The sequence below is a fragment of the Bacillus sp. DU-106 genome (assembly GCF_004799705.1).
GTDB classification, from domain to species: domain Bacteria; phylum Bacillota; class Bacilli; order Bacillales; family Bacillaceae_G; genus Bacillus_A; species Bacillus_A cereus.
Genome location: NZ_CP026607.1, coordinates 4,979,184 through 5,002,971 on the forward strand (window position 1 = coordinate 4,979,184; position 23,788 = coordinate 5,002,971).

A 23,788-nucleotide genomic window follows, 5' to 3' on the forward strand; every position below is an offset into this window, starting at 1 on the left:
CCTCATACTATCTCGAATTCGAGATTTATTTTAAAATTTTTTCTTACTGTAACTTTTTTAATAGTGTTAATAACTGCTTTTGTTCCTCTATATTTAAATTATGAAACTTCTCTGCTTGGAACGTTTCTTGAGGTGGGACGATTTCCTCATATAAAGCTCTTCCCTTTTCTGTTAAAGAAATATATTTCGTAGTACCCTCTTGTTCACGCAAAATCCACTCAAGCTGCTCCATTTTATTTAAAAGCTGCGTTACATTTCCTTTCGTAACAAATAGCTTATTTCCAAGTTCTTGCTGCGTTAAACGATTATGTCCTCCAACTTGAGCTAACACATCAAACTGGGCGGCAGATATATTCCATTTTTTCAAATGCTGATTCGTCTCACGAATACTCTTATTATAAAAGCGTGACAAACGAAACCATAATAGTAGCCCTAGTCTATCTTCTGTTTTCATTTCATCACCTCGCTTGTTTCATATCATTAGTTTAGAACTAAACTTAATAAAAGTCAAATACTTATTTTTAATAAGTACAAAAAGCACAGCGCTATTTCTCCACTATGCTTTACATTAACTTTCTACTCTTATATTCATCTAATTTCCTCTCCGCGAACTTCCTCGCATCTTTTTCAATCCACCGCTCTTCGTACCGTTCACTTCCCACATACAATATATCTCTCTTATGCTGCATCGCATGGCGGAATTCATGCAGTAGCGTTTTGAGAACTTGATCATACTCTTCCCACATACAAACGAAAATTAATTGCTTTTCTTTATGATAAAAACCACCTACTGGGAATAGGAACTCTTCTTCCTCTTCCCCTAATGATAGAAGCACATCATTTGCATCACACGTATCACAAAAAATAACGGGCGTTTTACATACTCCAATAAGAGAAAACAAATCCTCTCTCAACTTTTTGACATCCCAAGGAAGCTCCGAATCCAACACATACCAATTCTCTACCTGTTGATATACATTTTGAAACTGGAGTTCCATTTCTCTTTATTCCCCTTTCCAAGCACCCTTTTTCTATATGTATGCCACAATATGGTAAATATTAAACGTATTCTTTCATCCTTGAAAAAATGCCAATAAAAAAGGAATCTACGTCGACATAGATTCCATTTCTGTAATCACTTTTTTTTCATCATTTTTTTTAATACAAAATAACCAATTGCACAAACAATAGCAGCAAGTGCAAAGTATTTCACATATGGCCCCGCAACTTTATTAATACTTTCCCACTCTGTTCCTAATTTAAAACCTAAATATACAAACACAATTGACCACGGAATAACAGCTAATGTAGTTAGCGTAATAAACTTAGCATGTGACATTTTCGCAATACCCGCTGGTATCGAAATAGCATGCCGCACAACCGGAATAAAACGTGCGGTAAAGATAACGCCAGTTCCATAACGATTAAACCAATCTTCAGCATAATCAATATGTTTCTTCTGAATTAAAATATATTTTCCATATCGCTCAAGAACAGGTCTTCCTCCATATCGACCAATCCAATAAATGAATAGTTGTGCAATTACACCACCAATTGTACCGAACGCGACAGCGCCCCAAAATGTAATGCTTCCTGTTGATACTAAATAACCTGCATAAGACAATACGATTTCACTTGGAATAACCTCTAGCATTAATCCAAGCATAATTCCCCAATAACCAAGTCCTTCTAAAAAAACTAAAACCGAATGGATCAACTCTCCTAACATCATGTACCTCTCTTTACTGTTTTCATTACAAAAATGAAAGTACAAGCAGGAAATATCTTGTACTTTTATTTTTAAAAATTTAGTTTAGTTAGTCTTCGTATCCCACTTAAAGATTTTATTTAAGAATTTATATACATTCTTCGACTCTTTTGTCAAAAGTGGGCCTAAAATGGATAGTATAAGCACGTATAGTGCTGAGAATGGTTTCAGTACTGACATTAAACCACCGGCGATACCGATATTAGCCATAATGATGGAGAACTCTCCTCTTGAAACGATTGTTAATCCGATATTTGTTGATGCTTTATGAGATAATCCAGCTTGTCTTCCTGCAATCATTCCTGCTACAAAGTTACCGATTATCGTAAGAAGGACAGCACCTAACGTTAACCATATCGCTCCGCCTAATGAGAACGGATCAATACTTAACCCGAAGCTGAAGAAGAAAATAGCTCCGAAAAAGTCTCTAAATGGAACAACAAGATGTTCAATTCGGTCACTATGCTCTGTCTCAGAGAAAACTAATCCTAGAAGAAGTGCTCCAATTGCTTCTGCAACGTGAATTGTTTCTGAAAAACCAGCAATGAAGAATAATGAAGCAAATACTACAATAATAAAGATTTCATCTGAGCTAATATTGAGCAATTTATTTAATAACGGCGTAGCCTTTCTAGCTACTATAAAGAATAGAAGCATATATCCTAAAGCAATTCCAATTGAAGTAAGGGCACCTAAGAAGGAAGCGTGATCTCCAAGTACTAAACCAGAAACAACTGATAAATATACAGCAAGGAATATATCTTCAAACATAATAATTCCTAAAATTAATTCGGTTTCATTATTACCAGTTCTTCTTAAGTCCACTAACACTTTAGCAACGATAGCGCTAGAAGAAATCGTAATAATACCCGCAATAATTAAGATTTCTAGTAATGGGAATCCCATTATAAATCCGTATAACAAACCAAGTGAAAAGTTAATTAAAATATAAATCGTTCCGCCAATCGCAATAGAGCGTCCAGATTTAATTAGTTTTTTCATTGAAAATTCTAATCCTAGATAGAATAGAAGGAATAGAACCCCAATCCGTCCAAGGAAGGAAATTACACTTGCACTTTCAATAAATTTGAGATCGATAACACCTATTGTCGGTGCATGCGGTCCTACTAACATTCCAAGAACGATTAGAAAAGGAATTACTGAGAATTTAAATTTTCCAGCAATTACTGCTGCAATTGCCACTAAAACTAAAGCTGTACCAACTTCAAAAATTAACGTATCCATCTAATCAGTCCCCCCTATTTGAAAGTAATTCATTAATGATTTTTTTAATTTCTTCTCTCTCACCTGAAACTACAAGCATATCTCCTTCTTCAATTACTGTTTCTGGTCCTGGATTAAATAACTTCTTCATGTTCTTCTTCATAACCGCGATTATTGTTACGCTATATGTTTTTCTTATTTCAAGATCGCCAATTGTTTTTCCGATTGCTGGAGCTGTATTCTCCACTTTGAACCACTCAATCGCTAAACCTTCAAAAACCATCTCAACATTTTCTAACGCCCTAGGCTTATATACCATTCCACCTAATATTGCAGCGATTTGTCTCGCCTCTGAGTCACGTAGCGAAATACTTGAGATGCTTTCTTCATGATCTGAATCAAAATGATACATTTCTCTACGACCATCATCATGAATGACAATTACCATCTTTTCGTTACCTTTCGTAACGATTTGAAACTTATAACCAATACCTGGAAGTTCACTTTCTCTAATATTCATTTTTAGCTCCTCCATAACTTATTTATTTTAATTTTCTGTTTTTCTGTCTTTTATTCATCCAATCAACTTTAGAAATTCTAACCACTCAGGATATTTGTGATTTGGAAATCTTTTATTGTAATAATAAGTGGACCCTAAAAAGATACTTAAAGATGTAATGATAAAAAATATATTACTTCTCATTTTCAAACTCTCAAGGCTTACTTTCCATAAAGAATTTTCTTTCAAATTATCCCCACCTTCTCGCTTTAAATTTAGTTTTTTAAAATGTAAATAATTCTAAAAATATTACGATGTAACATAATCATAACACAAAAATGATTTAAGTAACATAATTTTTTAGAAAAATTGATTCTCGTATATTTTTTGCATATAATTTTCTTATTATGAAAAAAAGGAAGTGTATTATATGGTTGATATCTTTAGCAGATTCCTTGAGGTAACGAATAATATTTTATGGTCATATATTCTTATTGCAATGCTAATCGGCTTCGGTCTTTACTTCTCTTTTAAATTAAAATTTGTCCAAATTACTCATTTCAGTGAGATGGTCAGCTTAATTAGTAAAGGGTTTAATCGAAAAGAAAAAAAGAAAGATAGCATCTCACCATTCCAAGCATTTTGCTTAAGTGCAGCAGCACGTATCGGTATCGGAAACTTAGCTGGTGTAGCATTAGCAATTTCAATGGGTGGACCTGGCGCAATATTTTGGATGTGGTTTATCGCAATTATCGGAGCAGCTACTAGTTTTGTAGAATGTACACTTGCGCAAATTTATAAAGTAAAAGATGGAAGTAGGTTCCGTGGTGGACCAGCATATTACATGGAAAAAGGGTTAAACAAACGCTGGATGGGCGTCTGGTTTTCACTTCTTATTACAGTTGCGTACGGATTAATTTTCAATTCAGTGCAAGCAAATACAGTAACAATAGCGTTTGAAAATGCTTTTGGACTAGAGCGAACAATCGTAGGAGCTCTATTAGCCTTATTAGTTGCAGTTATTATTTTTGGTGGCATTAAGAGCATTTCACGTATTACAGAAATGATTGTTCCGCCAATGGCAATCGTTTATATCGGCGTGGCTATTTTTGTCGTTATTAACAACTTCAGTATGTTACCAAGCATTTTCATGGAAATCTTTAACGGTGCATTCGGTTTAGACCAAGCCATCGCTGGTGGTATTGGAGCAGCAATCAAGTTCGGAATTCAGCGCGGTTTATTCGCTACAGAAGCGGGAATGGGTAGCTCTCCTAATGCAGCAGCAACATCTGATGTATCTCACCCTGTAAAACAAGGGCTTGTTCAAGCGTTAGGCGTTTTCGTAGATACATTCTTAGTATGTACATCAACAGCATTTATCGTATTATGTTCTGGACTTTACAAAGGATCAAATTTAGAAGGTATCGAATTAACACAAAACGCATTAAGTTCACAAATTGGACCGTGGGCAAGCACCTTCTTAGCAATTATTATTTTCCTATTCGCTTTCAGTTCACTTCTAGGAAACTACTATTATGGTGAAACAAATATCGCATTCATTAAAGAAAGCAAAACATGGTTAATGATTTATCGTGTTGCAGTTGTCGGAATGGTATTCTTCGGATCAATCGCTGCTCTTAAAACAGTTTGGAGTTTAGCTGATTTATTCATGGGACTAATGGTATTCACAAACTTAATTGCCATCTCATTCCTTAGCAAATTTGCTTACGCTGCATTAGTAGACTATTTGAAGCAAAAGAAACAAGGAAAAGATCCTGTCTTCGTTGCAAACTCTATCCCTGGCTTAAAAAATACAGAGTGCTGGGATGGGCAGGATGTAGAAGAAAAACAAAAGGCCGTTTAACAAATAAAAGCGGAAGTGGCTCGTTCAGAACAGGAGGGTGTTGGAACTCCTGATTACGAGGCGCTTTTTGCCTCGAATGAAGGAGTGAAACAACCGACTGTTCTAGCCGCTGGAGCTGGATATCATTTAAAGCGGAAGCGGCTCGTTCAGAATCGCAGGACACTTCAAGCTCTCGACCTTGAAGCGCTTTTTGCTTCGAGCGAGAGAGCGAAATGACCGACTGGTCTAGTCACCGGAGCTGGATATCACTAAAAGCACAAGCGGCTCGTTTAGAACAAGAGCCATATCTCAAACAAAGGTCCTATTACTTCACCGTAATAGGGCCTTTTATTTACAACAGTTCATAATTTGTTCAAATTAATTCCAGCAAAAGGGTTGATTTATAGAGATTACTATATTATAATGATTATAAATTAGTAATTGATATCACATAACAACTCAAAAGGAGATTGATCATAATGAAAAAACAAGTAATCGAAGTATTAAACAAACAAGTAGCAGACTGGAGCGTTTTATTCACAAAACTTCACAACTTCCATTGGTACGTAAAAGGACCTCAATTCTTCACATTACACGAGAAATTCGAAGAACTTTACACAGAATCAGCTACTCACATCGATGAAATTGCAGAACGTATTTTAGCAATTGGCGGCAAACCAGTAGCAACAATGAAAGAATACTTAGAACTATCTTCTATTCAAGAAGCAGCATACGGAGAAACTGCAGAAGGGATGGTCGAAGCAATCATGAAAGACTACGAAATGATGCTAGTCGAACTGAAAAAAGGCATGGAAATCGCTCAAGACTCTGACGATGAAATGACATCTGACCTACTACTAGGCATCTACACAGAACTAGAAAAACACGCTTGGATGCTACGTGCGTTCTTGAATCAATAATAATTAAAAGCGGAAGCGGCTCGCTCAGAATCGCAGGGCATTGGAGCTCTCGACCTTGAAGCGCTTTTTGCTTCGAGCGAGAGAGCGAAATGACCGGAGATTCTAGCCGCTGGAGTTGGATATTACTTTAAAGCGGAAGCGGCTCGTTCAGAACAGGAGGGTGTTGGAACTCCTGATTACGAGGCGCTTTTTGCCTCGAATGAAGGAGTGAAACAACCGACTGTTCTAGCCGCTGGAGCTGGATATAATTAAAAGCGGAAGCGGCTCGTTTAGAGTCGCTTTTTTATGTAATGGTCGCACTTAACGGTACACGAAATTATATCAACGATTTTTCAAATATATCGATCATAACTCGCAATATATCAACGATTTTTTCATTATATCGATCATTACCCGCAATATATCAACGATTTGACAAAGGATATCAATTTGCCGACAAATCACGACAATATCAGCGCCCCTCTCCCCTACTTTTATCAATATATTACAATCTCATCTATGTTAAAATATAGGAAACACCCTTTAGCTTTTCCAAATTCATCATTTACTACTTAAATGACGGGAGTGGTTCAGTTGAAAGACTACTTAATTAGAGCATTTTTTGCGTTAATAACAGTTGGGATTCTCTTACTTATAGCTAATATTTTCAATATACGTGTCGAGGTTAAGGACTATGCTTTCCTCGTTGTCGTAGCAATTGGTGGGGGCTGGGGTGGCTGGTACCTGTATAAAAAACAAAGCAATCAAAATGATAAAGGCATTCCAAAGTAATATGGAATGCCTCTTTTATTGCCTTCTGTAATAAATAATGAAATTCAGACCACTAATACAACCAATCGCAATAAACATACAAAACGATTGTGGATCTCCACCTAGATTATACTCATCAACGATAAATCCGGACATAAACAACGTTATCGCTGAAACACCGATACACAATACCGAGATAAACCAAAGCGAAAATTCATTAATCAACTCTTTCTTCTGTCTCAAAACAATTAGCATAACAAGAATAGACGCTGCTAAAATACTTTTAAAAACCGGACGTAAATATACGAACTCCTCCATCTATTTCTCCTTTCCCCAAAACATTACATCTAAACATTAACATATTTAACCAAATTAAAAACACATGCCATCTTAAATTAAAACGACATGTGTTTCCGTATTTGCTATGATAGTTGCTTCCACTTCGTTCCCAAAACAGGACGCTCATAATTTTGGATTGCATGAATTAGTTTATCTGCTGTCTCAGCTGAAACGATCAATTCTTTATTTGATGGATTCATAAATCCTTCTTCTGCTGCACGTTCAACCATTTGCAAAATTGGTCCGTAAAAATCTTTTATGTTTAATAAACCAACTGGCTTATTATGTATACCAATTTGCGACCAACATACAACTTCAAATAGTTCTTCAAACGTTCCGTATCCGCCTGGAAGCGCAATAAAAGCATCTGCAAGCTCTGCCATTTTCGCTTTACGTTCATGCATCGTCTCTACTTCAATTAATTCTGTTAATCCTGTATGCACAATTTCTCCTCGGAATAGACCGCGCGGCATAACACCTGTTACACGTCCACCTAAACGAAGAACTTCGTTTGCTACTTCTCCCATTAATCCAACGCATGAACCACCGTATACAAGCTCATACTCGTTCTCAACAAACATTTTACCTAACTGAATTGCCTGCTCTTTGAATTCTGGTCTCTCCCCTAAATTAGAACCTGCAAACACACAAATCTTTCTCATTCCTACACCCCGAAACTATATATTGTTATGATACAATTGACATTGTACAACATATTGAGGAGATGAGGAAGAAATGGATATCGTTGCATTTCAAAGATGGGTTGAGGAATTTTACGAAAAACGAAGCTGGTCACAGTATAATGCCTTTATTCGCTTAAATTTCTTAACCGAGGAAGTTGGGGAAGTTTCACGAGTCGTTCGTGCTATTGAAATTGGCCGCGATCGCCCTGATGAAGATGCGAAAACAGAAGAAGAGCTAAAACAAGAACTAAAAGAAGAACTTGGCGATGTACTATCTAACCTTATTATTCTTTCGCAAAAATATGATTTAGACTTACAAGACATTATGGACGCACACGTCGCAAAGCTTTCAAAAAGGTTCGAAGTATCTAAATGAGAATATTATCAATTATGGTATAATATTCTTGTCACAATACTAAGGGGGATTTTATGTTATCAAAAAAATTGCACGACGCATTAAATGAACAAATGAACTTTGAATTTTACTCTGCCCATGCTTATATGGCAATGGCTGCTTACTGTACAGCTGAGAGCTATGATGGATTTGCTAACTTTTTCCTTGTACAAGCTGAAGAAGAACGTTTCCACGCAATGAAGCTTTACAACTATATTAATGACCGCGGAGAGCGCGCTATTATTACTGGATTTGATAATCCGAATAACGAATACGAATCTGTATTAAACGCTTTTGAAGTCGCACTTGAGCACGAGCGTGAAGTAACGAAACGTATTTACAACTTATCTGATATCGCTTGGGACGAACGTGAACATGCAACAATTACATTCTTAAAATGGTTCGTTGACGAACAAGTTGAAGAAGAAGCTTCATTCGATAGCATCATTCAAAAATTAAAACGTATTACAAGCGATTCAAACGCACTGTTTATGCTAGATGCTGAATTAGAGAAACGTACATTTACGCCTCCAGCTGAGTAATATTTCAATCACCTTAATACATGTATTAAGGTGATTTTTTTGTTTGCTCTCTATCTTAAAATCACCTTAAATTTCCTCATATTTGACATAGTGCCAGATATAAAATGGTATTATTTTCAATATAAAAACGAATATACGAGGAGAGGAAAAATGAATCAACGTGTAGAAGCTGTTGATGCAATTCGTGGTTTTGCTTTGTTTGGCATTTTACTAGTCAATATGACATTAATTCAATTTGGGTTCTTCACCAGTGAAAAACCAACTTATCTATTTGGCGATCTTGATAAAGGTGCTAATTGGTTTATTCAATTTTTCGGCACACATAACTTTATATCCCTATTTTCTTTTCTATTTGGGCTTAGCATTATTTTGTTACAAAAAAGTATTATCGCAAAAGGAAAAAAATTCTTCCCCACATACATAAGACGTATTATCATTCTTTTACTACTCGGCTACATTCACGGCACTTTTGTTTGGGAGGGAGATATTTTATTTGCATACGGAATAATCGGGATTTTTTTAATGATATTCATCAATCGAAAACCGAAAACTTTGCTTATTTGGGCGATTATTCTACTCGCACTTATTACACTTATGTCTTATCAAACTGATCCATCTACAAATATAAATGATTTCGCATCTTATACTGAAAAAGAACATAAAGTCCATCAAACTGGAAGCTATATGGATCACGTCAACTTTAGATTGACTGAAAATCCTTTTGATTACATGGGAATTGACGGTGCATTCGGATTATTTTTCATATCAGTTTTCGCAATAATTTTTATGTCTCCACTGTTCCTACTCGGAATGTATGTAGGGAAAAAAGGCTGGCTATTTGAGGTCAGTAAACATATACCTGCTGTCAAAAAAATATGGTTTGCCACCGGTCTCTTCTCTTTTACAATTAAAATCTTAGCTATGTTCATAAAACACCCGGTTTTAATTATGTTACAAGATGGCCTTACACCAGTAACTATGACCTTCTTTTACGGAAGCACAATCATTTTATTATTCCATTACAAAAAAGCAACCCGTCTACTAACATACATGGCGAACATGGGGAAAATGTCCGTTAGTAATTACTTAGCGCAATCTATTATCGCAACAACCATTTTTTACGCATATGGATTTGGCTTATACGGGAAAATCGGCTATTTCTTCGGTATTCTTTTAACCATCGGAATTTATACAATTCAATTATTCGTTAGCACCTATTGGCTCCAGAAATACCGAATGGGGCCAGTGGAATATGTGTGGAGACTGGGAACTTATTTAGAGAAACCACGTTTTAAAAGAGACTTGGATAAAGCAAGTTAAACAAAAAAAGCAATGAGCCTACGCTCATTGCTTTTCTTAATTTATTAAAGCATAACCCCAACGATAATCGCTGATAATATACTTACTAACGTTGCACCGTATACAAGTTTTAAACCGAATGATGATACAACGTTTGCTTGTTTGCCATCGATACTCTTCGTTGCACCTGCGATAATTCCGATAGATGAGAAGTTCGCAAATGATACAAGGAAGATAGATAAAATACCTACTGTACGAGCTGATAAATCACCAGCTACTTTACCAAGATCAAGCATTGCAACGAATTCGTTCGTTACTAATTTTGTTGCCATAATTTGTCCTGCTTGTAACATCTCTGATGTTGGAATACCCATTACGAATGCTAATGGTGAGAAGATATATCCTAAAATGCTTTGGAATGTGATTCCGAAAATTGAATCGAATACACCATTAATTGCTGTAATTAATGCCACGAAACCGATTAACATCGCCGCTACTGTTACAGCGATTGAGAAACCAAGCATAATATATTCGCCTAACATTTCAAAGAATGTTTGTTTCTTGTCTTCTTGTAATTCTAAAATATCGTCTTCTTCTTTTACTTCATATGGATTAATGATATGAACGATAATGAATCCACTGAATAAGTTTAATACAAGTGCTGTTACTACATATTTTGGATCAATCATTTTCATATAAGAACCGACAATTGACATCGATACTGTAGACATTGAAGATGCACAAAGTGTGTATAAACGATTTTTCGGTAATTTGCTTAGTTGATCTTTTACTGTAATGAATACTTCCCCTTGACCAACGATTGCAGCTGCTACCGCATTATATGATTCTAGTTTTCCTAAACCGTTAACTTTACTTAATAGGAAACCGACTGCACGAATGATAATCGGTAAAACTTTAATATGTTGCAGAATCCCGATTAATACTGCTAAGAAAATAATCGGTAATAATACTGTTAAGAAGAATGGTGCTTGTCCATCGTTTGCTAGACCACCAAATACGAAATTAACCCCAGCTTCCGCAAATTTTAAAATAGCGCCAAATCCATCTGCGATCCCTTTTACTAATACAAATCCGACCTTTGTATTTAGTAAGAAATACGCAAGTACCAATTGAATGACAAGCATAAGTGCAATTGGTTTATATTTAATTTTCTTACGATCTGAACTAATAAGGAAACCTAGTACAAACACTACAAGTAAACCGACTAGAAACATTACGAACTTCATATGTGAATCCTCCACTTCTCCCACAAGTTATTGGTCGTATAACGTATAACGAATGACGTCTGACCATTGTTGTTAAAAAAATTTAAAACCCCTAAAACTATTCAACTGTCATCTAAAATCAGTAAGCGTTTACATAAATTGCAATTTATAAAAGGTAGCTTCTTCTCTCCTACCATACTTGAAAGTCTGAAATTGATACCACCTACAAATCAAATTGTAAGCGTTATCTAGGTGAAATGCAATATAAATTTTAAAAGATTTTTATATGTTAATATATTCCTAATTAATTGGTTTTTTCATGCAAATTTACCATAAAAAAAATAGCCCTAGCTATGAGCTAGAGCCATCCTTTTTTTATAACATAACACCAACGATAATCGCTGATAGAATACTTACTAACGTCGCACCGTACACAAGGCGTAAACCGAATGATGATACAACATTTGATTGATTTTCATCGATACCTTTCGTTGCACCTGCGATAATTCCGATAGATGAGAAGTTCGCAAATGATACAAGGAATACAGAAAGAATACCAACCGTACGAGCCGATAAATCACCAGCTACTTTTCCAAGGTCAAGCATCGCAACAAACTCGTTTGATACTAATTTTGTTGCCATAATTTGTCCCGCTGTTACCATTTCTGCTTGCGGGATGCCCATTACGAATGCTAATGGTGAGAAAATATATCCTAAAATAGCTTGGAATGTAATACCGAACATTGTATCAAACAAGCTATTGATTGCTGTAATTAATGCTACGAAACCAAGTAACATAGCTGCTACTGTAATCGCAATCGTGAAACCAAGCATAATGTACTCGCTCAGCATTTCAAAGAATGATTGTTTTTTCTTATTTTCTAATTTCAGTGTATCTTCTTCTTCTGTAATATCGTACGGGTTAATAATATGAATGATAATGAAACCACTAAATAAATTTAATACAAGTGCTGTTACTACATATTTCGGTTCGATCATTTTCATATAAGAACCAACGATTGACATCGACACTGTCGACATAGAAGATGCACATAATGTATATAAACGATGTTTTGGGATTTTACTTAATTGATCTTTTACTGTAATAAATACTTCTGCTTGTCCAACAATGGCAGCTGCTACTGCGTTATATGATTCTAGTTTTCCTAGACCATTTACTTTACTTAACAACGTACCAATAGCACGAATAAATATCGGTAAAATTTTAAAGTGTTGCAGAATTCCGATTAAAACCGCAAAGAATACGATTGGTAATAACGCTGTTAAGAAGAATGAAACCTCTCCTTTATTAACAAGACCACCAAATACGAAAACGATTCCAGCTTCCGCATATCCAAGAAGTGCGCCAAATCCATCTGAAATTCCTTTTACTAAAATATAACCAACTTGCGTATTTAATAAGAAATAAGATAATGCTAGCTGAATAATAAGCATAATTGCGATTGGTTTATACTTAATCTTCTTTCGATCGGCACTTATAAGAAAACCGAGTACAAATACAACGAGTAATCCTACAAGGAACATAACAAACTTCATTAATAAAATCCTCCATTTAACTCTTCATTAACGTTGAACGTCTGACCATTCAAAACAAGAAATAATCCGAACTTTCCATTTCTCCTCCAAAATCTTCAATCGGATAGGAAAGATCATAAAACCTCTTATTTCAAAGGCATTTTCCATTCTAACACAAATCACAAATCATATCCGCACTTTTCTTTAAAAAATTACATTTTATTATAAAACGTCTATGAATGTTCGTCTTTTACTATCTGCAAATAGTTGAATAAAACAAAAAAGAGCATCAAGTTTCACTTGATGCCCTTTTCATTATACCGCTTTTTCTTTATCAGCTACCGCTGACTCATCCCAACACTCTGTATTGTTCAAACCTGGAATAGACTCCGCATAAAAGACTGGATCTTTCCCTTGTTTCTTTTGCTTAATATAATCTGATAACGCTGCGAAAGCATACTTAGAAAGGAATACAATTGCTACTAAGTTAATAACAGCCATAATTCCCATAAATAAATCTGCTAAATCCCAAACGATTTGAATTGTCGCTACAGATCCTAGCATAACCATACTAAGTACAGCAATGCGGTATGCATTTAATAGCACTTTACTTCCATTTAAGAATTCAATATTTGTTTCACCATAGTAGTAGTTACCTACTAATGAACTGAACGCAAACAAGAAGATTGCCACTGCTACAAATATAGAAGCCCATGGACCGATATGTTGACTTAACGCCTGCTGCGTTAATTGAATTCCGTTTAAATCAGCTGCATTATGCACATCTGATAAAAGAATAATAAATGCTGTACAACTACAAATTAATAATGTATCAGTAAATACCCCTAAAGTTTGAATGAAACCTTGTTTAACTGGGTGCGTTACGTTTGCAGTCGCTGCTGCGTTCGGCGCACTACCCATACCTGCTTCATTTGAGAATAACCCACGTTTTACCCCTAATAAAATCGCAGCTCCTAATCCTCCGCCTACTACTTCTTTAATTCCGAAAGCATGTAAGAAAATTTCTTTAAATACATATGGAATTGCCGTAATGTTTGTTACAACAACGAATAATGCCACTGCTACATAAATAATTGCCATTACTGGAACAATCATTTCAACCGCGCGAGCAATTCGTTTTACTCCACCGAAAATAATAACTGCAAGTAAACCAGCCATAACAAGACCTACTAATCTACTATCTGTTTTGAACGCCCCATCAAAGGCAGCCGCTACAGTATTAGACTGTACAGCGTTAAAAATCAATCCGAAACTTACTGTTATTAGAACAGAGAACACAACACCTAACCAGCGTTTCTTTAAACCCTTTTCCATATAATACGCTGGGCCCCCACGGAATGCATTCCCATCTTTTACTTTATAAATTTGCGCTAATGTGCTCTCTACAAATGCAGAAGCACCCCCAATTACCGCGATTAACCACATCCAAAATACTGCTCCTGGACCACCTGCTGAGATCGCAATAGCTACACCAGCTAAGTTACCAGTACCTACACGAGAAGCTGTACTCATACAAAACGCTTGGAATGATGATACGCCGCTCTTCTCTTTTTGCGCTTTCCTCGTTTTCGAGCTTGCCCCGTCCCCAAGCAAACGAATCATTTCACCGAAGTAACGAACTTGGACAAATTTCACACGAAATGAAAAATAGAGTCCTAACCCAATTAACATCGCAATAATGATATATGACCAAAGGATATTATTTATATCCCCAATTACCTTAGCTAAAAAATCCATAATTGCATTGCCCCCTCTTCCTAACAATAAGAAAATTATATTCTAAAAACTTTTAGTAATCAAGAACTTTATGTTAGGTTTTATAACATGAGTACGTTAATTCTTTTAACATAAGTGTTTTTTCACATGAAAATATAGCCATTACATGCATTTATCCAATACTTAATAACTTATCCTATTCGACCAGCCATACTTTTAAAACAGGACGTTCCCCACAAATAACGAGAGAGAGAAACAAACAAAAAAGTTATATTAATAATTACCTCTCACCCTTTTCATCATTTACTACAACAAAAAAGGCGAGCATCGAATTTACCTCGATGCTCGCCTTTTCAATTACACTGCTTTTTCTTTATCTGTTACCACTTGCTTATCCCAGCACTCTGTATTCGTTAAACCAGGAATAGAATCTGCACTGAAGACTGGATCTTTCCCTTGTTTCTTTTGCCTTACATAGTCTGTTAATGCCGCGTACGCAAATCGGCCAAGAAGTGTAATCGCAATTAAGTTCGTGATTACCATTAGACCCATAAATAAGTCTGCCATATTCCATACAACTTGAAGCGTCGCAACAGAACCGAATAATACCATTCCAACTACCGCAATACGGTAAATTGTTAACCACGTTTTGCTTTGCTTAATAAATTCAATATTTGTTTCACCATAATAGTAGTTTCCTAAAAGAGAACTAAATGCAAATAAGAAAATAATAATCGCTAAGAAGCTACTTGCCCATGGGCCGATTTGTGAGCTTAATGCATTTTGCGTTAATTCAATACCTTCTAAATTCGTTGCTTTATATGCACCAGAACATAGTACGATAAATGCTGTTGATGTACATACTAAGAATGTATCTACTAAAACGCCGATCGTTTGAATAAAACCTTGTTTTGCTGGATGCGTTACATCAGCTGTTGCTGCCGCGTTCGGCGCACTACCCATACCTGCTTCGTTCGCAAATAATCCGCGCTGAATACCATATTTCATCGCAGCACCGATACCGCCACCTACAGCTGAATCTAAACCGAATGCACCTTTAAAGATTTCCGTAAACACATCTGGTATTAAATAGAAGTTTTTAATGACAACAAAAATAGCTACCGCAATATAAACAAGCGCCATTGGCGGAACAATCATTTCCGACATACGTGCAATACTTTTTACACCACCAAAAATAATAACCGCAACTAATGCAGCTAATACAATACCAACAATATAACGCTCTAAACCAAATGCATTTTCAAACGCTAATGTTACTGTATTCGCTTGTACTGAGTTAAAAATTAAACCATAACTAACTGTAATAAGGATAGAAAACCAAATTCCCATCCAACGTTTATTTAAACCTTTTTCCATATAATAAGCAGGACCACCACGGAAGCCACTGCCATCTTTTACTTTATAAATTTGGGCAAGCGTACTTTCTACGAAACTTGAAGAAGCCCCGATAATCGCAATAACCCACATCCAAAATACAGCTCCAGGTCCTCCCATAGATATAGCTAATGCTACACCAGCTAAGTTACCGATACCAATACGAGCTGCTGAACTCATACAAAACGCTTGGAAAGAAGATACACTACCTTTTTTACGCGTCTTTCCAGTTAATCCATCACTCATTAGTCGAACCATTTCCCCTAAATGAGTAATTTGTACGAATTTCAATTTAATAGAAAAATAAAGACCTAAACCAATTAACATCGCAATAAGAATATATGACCAAAGAATTGTATTTGTTGATGAAATAAATTGCTCTAAAATATTCATACAATTAACCCCTCCTTTTCTCCATAAAACGAATTATATTTAAAAAACATTCAAAAATCAACATTTTTCGACAATTTGCAATTTCCAAATATTAGCCAGGTTCACAGTAACAATGTCCTTATGACTGACTACCCTCCCTCTAACTGTGCATACTAAAACAAAAAATAAATTCACAAACAACCCTATTGACAAAAATACCAACCTGTAACTATAATGATTACAACGGGTTGTAACAAACCTAATTACAACAAATTCATTTACTTTCAGATATACAATTTAACAAAACACTTTGGAGGGATTTATTATGAAAATCGGAATTATCGGAGCAACTGGTAAAGCAGGAAGTCGTATTTTAAAAGAAGCATTGGATCGCGGACATGAAGTAACTGCAATCGTAAGAAACGCTGCAAAAATTACAGAAGAAAACGTAAAAGTTTTAGAAAAAGACGTATTTTCTCTTACATCTAACGACTTGCAAGCATTCGATGTAGTTGTAAATGCATTCGGTGCTCCAGCAGGACAAGAACACCTTCACGTAGATGCAGGAAACGTACTAATTGAAGCGATGAAAGGTGCACCTAACACAAAATTACTTGTAGTTGGTGGCGCTGGAAGCTTATTTGTAGACGAAGAGAAAACAACACGTGTATTTGAGACACCAGGTTTCCCAGGCGAATACCTTGCAACAGCTCAAAACCAAGGTAAAAACTTAGAAATCTTACAACAAACAAATGATATCACTTGGACATTCATCAGCCCTTCTGCACTATTCGCATTAGGAAAACGTACTGGTTCTTATACAGCTGGTAAAGACAACCTGCTTGTAAACTCAAAAGGTGATAGCTACGTAAGTTACGAAGACTTCGCAGTTGCAGCACTTGATGAAATTGAAAATCCAAAACACGTAAACGAACGCTTCACAGTAGTTTCTGAAGCTGAATAATAAAAAAATCTCGTAAAACATAATGTTTTACGAGATTTTTTTATTGTTACACTTGTTCTAAACCATTTGGAGTAATCTTAAAGGAAATTTCTTGCCCCTTCATCGCATCCTCTTTTTTAACTAACTCATTCTTTTTGTACCAATTCAAACGACTCGGTTCCGCATGGTATACTTTCAGCACATCTCCATACTCAAATGCCGTTCCATTTACTTGCCCAGCAAAATTCTTTGAAGTCTCTTGTCCTTCTGCCGTTACATGCTTTTTCTTATTTCCATTTTGATCATAAATCGTAAGGCCTATATACTGCTCATTTACAAAGCGATAATGAATCTCCTCATTTGTAAATGTTGCATGTAATTTCTTTTCAGCGTGGTTTAACGTAACAATTGAACGTGTAACATCGGACACACCTTGATAGACTAGACTATCCCCATATGTCACTTCTACAGGAACTTCCGTCACCTTCTTATTTCCAAATCGATCTTTCGTTTCTACTTTCACTTTTTGCTGACCAATTTTTGTCGTATCTATTTCCCCTACAAAACCTACTACTTCTCCACCCTGTACTTCAACAAAGTTCTTCACGTCTAGCGTTTCGCTATTTGTTCCGATTACTACTTGCTGCGGATTTGCTTTTACTGTTTGCTCACCGTCTAATCTTTCAAATCCATTTTCAGTTATTTTGAAGACTAATTCCTTTATCTCTTTACTTTTTCCTTCGCCCACATATACATCTTTTTGATACCAATGTAAACGAGAAGATTCCGCATGATATACTTTCACTACATCTCCATACTCAAATGCAATTCCATTTACTTCCTTAGCAAATTCTTGCGTATTCTCTAAACCTTTTACTGCTATATTTTTCTTCACTCTTCCTTCTTTATCGTACAATGTGAATTCAAAATACTTTTCATCTTTAAAGTAATCATGAATTAGGTTCTTTGTATCTGTCGCACTCAGTTTTTTCGTATCATGATGCAAAGTTACAATTGATTTCAAGTCACCATCTCTATAGCTCAGCCCATATACAAGTAGGCTATCTCCATATGTTACTGTTAGAGGAACTTCTGTCACTTTCTTATTTCCAAATCGATCTTTCGTTTCTACTTTTACTTTTTGTTCACCGATTTTTGTTGTATTTGGTTTTTCTACAAATCCAACTACTTCTCCATCTTTTACTTCAACAAAGTTTTTTGCATTTATTTTCTCTACATCTGTTCCGATTACTACCTTCTGTGGTACTGCCTTTACCTCTTGTAAAGTTTCCATTCTTTCAAAGCCTTTTTCAGTTACCTTGAAGAATAATTCTTTTTCTACTTTCGCCTTACCTTGGCCAGCAAGGCTATTATTTTGATACCATTTCAAGCGGTCCGGTTCTGCATGGAATACTTTTACTACATCACCATATTCAAACTGCATTCCACTCACTTGCTCCGCAAATTTCTTTGAAGTTTCTTGTCCTTCCGCTGTTACACGCTTTTTTGTGTTCCCATTTTGATCATATAGCGTAATCCCCATATACTCTTCATTTACATAACGATAATGAACAGGATTACCTGTAAACGTTGCGTGCAGTTCCTTTTTATCATGTTGCAATGTTACAACCGAACGTATTGCATTATCATTAGCATGAAATACTAAACTATCTCCATAAATTACTTCAAGCGGCACTTCTGTTATCTTCTTATTTCCAAAAGCATCCTTCGTCTCTATTTTTACTTTTTGTTCTCCAATTTTTGATGTATTTGGTTTTTCTACAAAACCAACCACTTCTCCATCTTTTACTTGTACGAATTCTTTCGGATCTAGTTTGTCTACATCCATTCCGACTACTACTTTTTGCAGTTTCGCCGTCACTTCTTGTAAACTATCTTTTAATTCGAACCCTTGCTCAGTTATTTGGAATAATTTCTCTTTTTTATTTTTAACTTTTCCTTGATCTACAAGTTCGTTATTTTTAAACCACTTCAAACGGCTTGGTTCTGCGTGGAATACTTTTATTACATCACCATATTCAAAATCCAATTCATTTAGTTCCATCGCAAATCTTTTTCCCGTTTCTTGTCCTTCTGCTGATACACGTTTCTTTTCAATCCCATTTCGATCATATAGCGTTAAGCCCATATATTCTTCTTTTTCAAAACGGTAATGTATTTCATTATTAGTAAAGTTTACATTTAATTTCTTCTTATTGTGGTGAAGTGTCACTGTCGACATTACATCATCTGAAAGTCCTTGAAAAACTATACTGTCATCATAAAATCCGTTAACTTGGACAGGAATTGAATTTTTATTTCCTTTCTCATCCCCAATTTCTACTAACACTTCCTGTTTCCCATTCTCTAATTTAGGCCATACAATCTTTCCTGTTACTTTTACATTCTCACCTAAATTTCGAACAAGCTTACTTGCTTCATTCTCGTCAGAATCTGTACCAACTAAAAGATTTTGTACTTCATTAGCAGGTTCACCATACGGAACCTTATACAGTTCAACTTGCTTCTCACGAATATCATTACTATCTGTAGCTTTCCAGATTTCCTTTTCTAATTTAGGTAACTTTGATTTTTCTATTTTCTCTCTAATATCATCATTTGGTGTTAATCCCCACTCCTCAAAGAAAGGAATTAAATTTTGCCCTGCCACTTTTGATGTCATATAAATAAATAGCTGCTTTTTCTCTTCATCAGAATGAGGCATTTCACTCTGAGGTAACAAACGATAAGCTTGATGTAACCTAGGATAAAAATGTTCTCCATACACTACATTTAATTGCCAAAACATTGTAAGAGGATTAATGTCATCAATGAATCTTTCTGCTTTAGGCTTCTCTAAATACTCAAATGAGTTTTTATAGTGCTCATCCATTTCTAATTGATTCCCTAACGCCTTTTGAACAGCTAATGAGTAAATATTTACTGTTACTTCCCTTACTTTAGACCACTTCCACGGTTCTTGCTGATGTAAATGACCAACTTCATGCCACGGTCCCCATCCATCCTTCTCAAGTACCTCTATATCTAAAACTCTATTCATTGCAGTTGGAATATATCCTGTATGATAATGTTTCGCAAACATAAAGTCCCCTTTAGCAGGCTTCCGTTTTTCAACAAACTGAACATAATGAGTTGGAGATTTTGCAACCCCAACACTGTCCTCAGATAATCCTGCCACTGCGTTTTCTAAACGGATAATCTTATCATGCAATTTCATTAAATCTGTTGGATCCGTATTCTTCATATATTTCTGCACAGAATCGTAAGTAGTAGTAATTAAGCTTCTCTCACCTTTTAATTCAACTGCATAAGGATCCTTATATTTTTTTAACATTTCATCCCAATCTTTTTTCGTATGCTTACCTAAAATAAATAAAGGAAAGTGACTACCACCATTTGTAACGGAAGCTGTTACTTCTCCTTCGTTATTCATATTATAAAAATATAAAATACCGCCTCTTGAAGATGAAATAACATTTTTTCCTGGTTTTAAATCAAACTCCTCTGGGTCCTTTTCATCATAAGATCTCGTTCCAATAAAAGCTTGGATAGACTGCGTTCCTTTTATGTCAATTGTAATCTCTTCATTTGGCTCTGCATAAATTCCAGTCGGTTCATTAGCGGAAAGTTTCCAAGTAACTCTTAAACGATTATTTTCTTCTTCTACGCTACCTTTCCCCGGCAACTGAAATACTCTCTGCTCAAATTTATTCTCTTCCAACTGCCCGCCCTTATTCTCTTCCAAAGGCGCCGCATATCCTTTTGATGCTTCGAAAGCTACTGGTGATAATAATGTAGATATACATATACCTGCTACTAATACCCTACTCTTTTTCTTCTTTGACATAATCTGTGTCCCCTGTCCTTTTTTTAGACAAACCATCCTATATATTCGTTTAATGAAAAATCCTATTATCTTTATAAAAACATTTAACGAATAGACTAACACCTCGCGCACCTGTATCTATTACTACCGCATTTCCCTCCATGTATTCGCTTTCTTACATTGTACAATTTTTATGTAATATCCCCTCCTCACTTCTCTCTATTTGTGATGAGTTCTCTTGCTACATAAAAAAGAGAATAGTAAAAGATATTTTTCAGTATTGTCATCTATACATCTAAAAATATGAACAACAATAGAGTTTTACATTTTCTTCATATACGACCATCTATAGGTAGTTTTTCCAACTGAATTGTACACGCTTTACACTTTGTTTGATAGCCTCTCTAATTAGAATAATGTTACAATTTCGTGAATAAAATCCATTTATTGTAACGTTTAGATTTCTCCATATTTTATTATTTTTAAATACTTCTTCAAACGTTAAAATAGTGTTTCACTCGATTAATTATTATCTTGATATATCTTTAAAGAATTCATATGAAAAAGCATTGGCATATACCAATGCTTTTTCATTATCTCTTTTGATTCGGTTTATGCGGTTCATTTGGAGTATATGGCTTATTTGGTTTATTTGGAGCCTCAGCCTTTTTCCAACTTACCGCTAACTCTGGACTTGTTTTTTCTTCACTACGCTCAAGTAATACTACTGCATTTTGAATAGTCGGTGTACCTTTATGCGCAATCCCTTGTAATTTCGTTAAATTTCCTGATACTTTAAAGCTAAATCCACCAGCTGGTGTTTGTTTCGGAATTAAAATGCGGAACTTTTCTCCTACATTAAATTCTGTTTTTGTTTCGCCTTTTTCATTTGCAAATTTCACGCCCGCTGGTGCACCTGTTGCTTGCACTTTATACGTTCCGCTTTTTGCATTTGTTTCTACTGTATATAAGCCTGTTTCAAAGAAATCATTTTTTAAGACTGCTTCTTGTTCTTCTGTAGGAGTTACACTCATCGTAATTTCTTGTAGCTCTTCGCTAGCGTTTGCTTTTGCAACGATATCTTTTGTTACTTTCTCTACATTTTTATTTCGGAAATCTAAATCATTAACATCAATTTGTTTTAACGCATTCCATACTGCAAGCTGCGTTGCGTAATGCGCCTCTCTCCAATCAGATACCCCTAATTCTTGTGGACTCTTTTGTGGATATCCATTCAATAGTACACGGTACACATTAATATCCACTTTCCCCATTTCCGGTAAATCTTGACCGCTTGGAGATTTCAAATCTACATTTAAGCAAAAAGCAATTTTGCCATCTGCCGTTTTAATAAGCTCTGTTCGAATTGGCTTCTTCTTGGACTTACTATAACTCCAATTCATTTCATACTTTGTATGGTCCATCACTTCTGCGAATGCTTTTTGAAGTGGGAATAACACAAATAAAACACTTAAAAACATAGCTAAAAGTTTGAACGATTGCTTTATATTCATGTTTACAGCCCCTTAATAACAAACTTAATACTAAGTAGTATTTATTTAGAAACTATTTTTATGCACAAAAAAAGAGTGCTTTTAAGCACTCTTTTTTCTTACCTTAATCTTAGAAATCGAAGTTATCAGGATCTGGACCAACGCGATGATTTTGATTTAACGCATCGATTTTTTCCATATCTTCTTTCGTTAATTCAAAGTTAAATACATCAGCGTTTGCAATAATACGGTGTTCTTTCGTTGATTTTGGAATTGTGATTACTCCATTTTGAAGATCCCAACGTAAAATAACTTGAGCTGTTGTTTTACCGTGTTTCTCAGCAATCTCTTGTAATGTTTCGTTATCTAATAATTGACCTTGCATTAGTGGTGACCATGCTTCCATTTGAATACCTTGTTCTTTACAGAAAGCTTGTAGTTCTTTTTGTGTTAAACGAGGGTGGTATTCTACTTGGTTAATCATTGGTTTAATTTCTGCATCTTTCATTACATCTTGTAAGTGATGGATTTGGAAGTTACTTACACCAATTGCACGTACGCGCTTTTCTTTATAAAGTGTTTCTAGCGCTCTCCATGTATCTTTATATTTTCCTTCTGAAGGCCAGTGAACAAGATATAAATCTAAATAATCTAGTCCTAATTTTTTTAGACTCTCTTCGTATGCAGCGATTGTTGTTTCATACCCTTGATCTGCGTTCCATACTTTTGAAGTAATAAATAATTCTTCTCTTGCAATACCAGTCGCTTCAATACCTGCACGAATTCCTTCACCTACAGCTTTTTCATTTCCGTAAATTGCAGCTGTATCGATGCTGCGGTATCCTGCTTTAATTGCTGATTTTACAGCTTCTACAAGTTCTGGTCCTTCTTCTACTTTAAATACACCTAAACCGAACCAAGGCATTTCTACACCGTTATTTAATACTGCTTTACTTTGTAAGTTTTTCATTTTATTTT

The 23,788-nt window shown here is 35.4% G+C and carries 21 protein-coding genes; 7 read left to right on the plus strand and 14 right to left on the minus strand.

Features of this window, described 5'->3' with window-relative positions; all coding sequences use genetic code 11:
- Positions 1-43 precede the first annotated feature (43 nt).
- The 5 genes from C3Y97_RS25545 to C3Y97_RS25565 form a co-directional block, all read right to left on the minus strand.
- Positions 44-454 carry a MarR family winged helix-turn-helix transcriptional regulator gene (locus tag C3Y97_RS25545; RefSeq protein WP_000845467.1) on the minus strand — a complete coding sequence of 137 codons (411 nt, stop codon included), beginning with the start codon at positions 452-454 and terminating at the stop codon, positions 44-46.
- Positions 455-563: 109 nt separating this feature from the next.
- Positions 564-998 (minus strand): DUF3920 family protein, encoded by a 435-nt coding sequence (locus tag C3Y97_RS25550; protein ID WP_000422806.1) that lies wholly within the window; start codon positions 996-998, stop codon positions 564-566.
- Between the two features lie 137 nt (positions 999-1,135).
- Positions 1,136-1,729 carry an undecaprenyl phosphate transporter UptA gene (uptA, locus tag C3Y97_RS25555; protein WP_000900214.1) on the minus strand — a complete coding sequence of 198 codons (594 nt, stop codon included), beginning with the start codon at positions 1,727-1,729 and terminating at the stop codon, positions 1,136-1,138.
- A gap of 84 nt (positions 1,730-1,813) precedes the next feature.
- Positions 1,814-3,013, minus strand: a complete 1,200-nt coding sequence (locus tag C3Y97_RS25560; protein ID WP_000380223.1) for a cation:proton antiporter — start codon at positions 3,011-3,013, stop codon at positions 1,814-1,816.
- A gap of 4 nt (positions 3,014-3,017) precedes the next feature.
- Complete coding sequence (locus tag C3Y97_RS25565) at positions 3,018-3,512, minus strand: cation:proton antiporter regulatory subunit (protein WP_001026075.1); 495 nt, start codon at positions 3,510-3,512, stop codon at positions 3,018-3,020.
- Between the two features lie 409 nt (positions 3,513-3,921).
- Here C3Y97_RS25565 and C3Y97_RS25575 point away from each other — a divergent pair, with 409 nt between their 5' ends.
- The 3 genes from C3Y97_RS25575 (at position 3,922) to C3Y97_RS25590 (ending at position 7,025) form a co-directional block, all read left to right on the plus strand.
- Positions 3,922-5,355, plus strand: a complete 1,434-nt coding sequence (locus C3Y97_RS25575; protein WP_000227591.1) for an alanine/glycine:cation symporter family protein — start codon at positions 3,922-3,924, stop codon at positions 5,353-5,355.
- A gap of 458 nt (positions 5,356-5,813) precedes the next feature.
- Entirely contained in the window at positions 5,814-6,254 is a 441-nt protein-coding gene (locus C3Y97_RS25585; RefSeq protein ID WP_000745085.1) for a Dps family protein, read from the plus strand.
- Between the two features lie 573 nt (positions 6,255-6,827).
- A complete protein-coding gene (locus C3Y97_RS25590) occupies positions 6,828-7,025 on the plus strand; it encodes a hypothetical protein (RefSeq protein WP_000656312.1) in 198 nt (65 codons plus the stop codon).
- Between the two features lie 15 nt (positions 7,026-7,040).
- Here C3Y97_RS25590 and C3Y97_RS25595 read toward each other — a convergent pair whose 3' ends face one another.
- Together C3Y97_RS25595 and C3Y97_RS25605 are read right to left on the minus strand one after the other, a co-directional pair.
- Entirely contained in the window at positions 7,041-7,322 is a 282-nt protein-coding gene (locus C3Y97_RS25595) for a hypothetical protein (RefSeq protein ID WP_000390910.1), read from the minus strand.
- Positions 7,323-7,426: 104 nt separating this feature from the next.
- Positions 7,427-8,005: an LOG family protein gene (locus C3Y97_RS25605; protein ID WP_001225754.1), complete on the minus strand. Its 579-nt coding sequence runs from the start codon at positions 8,003-8,005 to the stop codon at positions 7,427-7,429.
- A 73-nt stretch (positions 8,006-8,078) separates the two neighbouring features.
- Here C3Y97_RS25605 and C3Y97_RS25610 point away from each other — a divergent pair, with 73 nt between their 5' ends.
- The 3 genes from C3Y97_RS25610 to C3Y97_RS25620 all read left to right on the plus strand — a co-directional run bounded on the left by C3Y97_RS25610 (position 8,079) and on the right by C3Y97_RS25620 (position 10,282).
- A complete protein-coding gene (locus C3Y97_RS25610) occupies positions 8,079-8,402 on the plus strand; it encodes a MazG nucleotide pyrophosphohydrolase domain-containing protein (protein WP_000355744.1) in 324 nt (107 codons plus the stop codon).
- Positions 8,403-8,455: 53 nt separating this feature from the next.
- Positions 8,456-8,962: a ferritin gene (locus C3Y97_RS25615; RefSeq protein WP_000949403.1), complete on the plus strand. Its 507-nt coding sequence runs from the start codon at positions 8,456-8,458 to the stop codon at positions 8,960-8,962.
- A 150-nt stretch (positions 8,963-9,112) separates the two neighbouring features.
- Positions 9,113-10,282 carry a DUF418 domain-containing protein gene (locus C3Y97_RS25620; protein WP_001076350.1) on the plus strand — a complete coding sequence of 390 codons (1,170 nt, stop codon included), beginning with the start codon at positions 9,113-9,115 and terminating at the stop codon, positions 10,280-10,282.
- Positions 10,283-10,326: 44 nt separating this feature from the next.
- On the opposite strand, the gene C3Y97_RS25625 is transcribed toward C3Y97_RS25620, so the two are convergent.
- From C3Y97_RS25625 to C3Y97_RS25640, 4 genes are all read right to left on the minus strand, one after another.
- Complete coding sequence (locus C3Y97_RS25625; protein ID WP_000673874.1) at positions 10,327-11,508, minus strand: NupC/NupG family nucleoside CNT transporter; 1,182 nt, start codon at positions 11,506-11,508, stop codon at positions 10,327-10,329.
- A 354-nt stretch (positions 11,509-11,862) separates the two neighbouring features.
- Positions 11,863-13,044: a NupC/NupG family nucleoside CNT transporter gene (locus C3Y97_RS25630; protein ID WP_000673841.1), complete on the minus strand. Its 1,182-nt coding sequence runs from the start codon at positions 13,042-13,044 to the stop codon at positions 11,863-11,865.
- A gap of 294 nt (positions 13,045-13,338) precedes the next feature.
- Entirely contained in the window at positions 13,339-14,781 is a 1,443-nt protein-coding gene (locus tag C3Y97_RS25635) for an alanine/glycine:cation symporter family protein (RefSeq protein WP_063220567.1), read from the minus strand.
- Positions 14,782-15,117: 336 nt separating this feature from the next.
- Complete coding sequence (locus C3Y97_RS25640; protein ID WP_001022931.1) at positions 15,118-16,548, minus strand: alanine/glycine:cation symporter family protein; 1,431 nt, start codon at positions 16,546-16,548, stop codon at positions 15,118-15,120.
- A 304-nt stretch (positions 16,549-16,852) separates the two neighbouring features.
- Here C3Y97_RS25640 and C3Y97_RS25645 point away from each other — a divergent pair, with 304 nt between their 5' ends.
- On the plus strand, positions 16,853-17,491 hold the full coding sequence (locus C3Y97_RS25645) for an NAD(P)-dependent oxidoreductase (protein ID WP_000689906.1): 639 nt from the start codon (positions 16,853-16,855) through the stop codon (positions 17,489-17,491).
- A 46-nt stretch (positions 17,492-17,537) separates the two neighbouring features.
- Here C3Y97_RS25645 and C3Y97_RS25650 read toward each other — a convergent pair whose 3' ends face one another.
- From C3Y97_RS25650 to C3Y97_RS25660, 3 genes are all read right to left on the minus strand, one after another.
- Positions 17,538-21,338: a putative mucin/carbohydrate-binding domain-containing protein gene (locus C3Y97_RS25650; protein ID WP_000038264.1), complete on the minus strand. Its 3,801-nt coding sequence runs from the start codon at positions 21,336-21,338 to the stop codon at positions 17,538-17,540.
- Between the two features lie 572 nt (positions 21,339-21,910).
- On the minus strand, positions 21,911-22,831 hold the full coding sequence (locus C3Y97_RS25655) for a thioester domain-containing protein (protein ID WP_001022532.1): 921 nt from the start codon (positions 22,829-22,831) through the stop codon (positions 21,911-21,913).
- Positions 22,832-22,940: 109 nt separating this feature from the next.
- Entirely contained in the window at positions 22,941-23,780 is an 840-nt protein-coding gene (locus C3Y97_RS25660; protein ID WP_000793532.1) for an aldo/keto reductase, read from the minus strand.
- Positions 23,781-23,788: the final 8 nt, after the last annotated feature.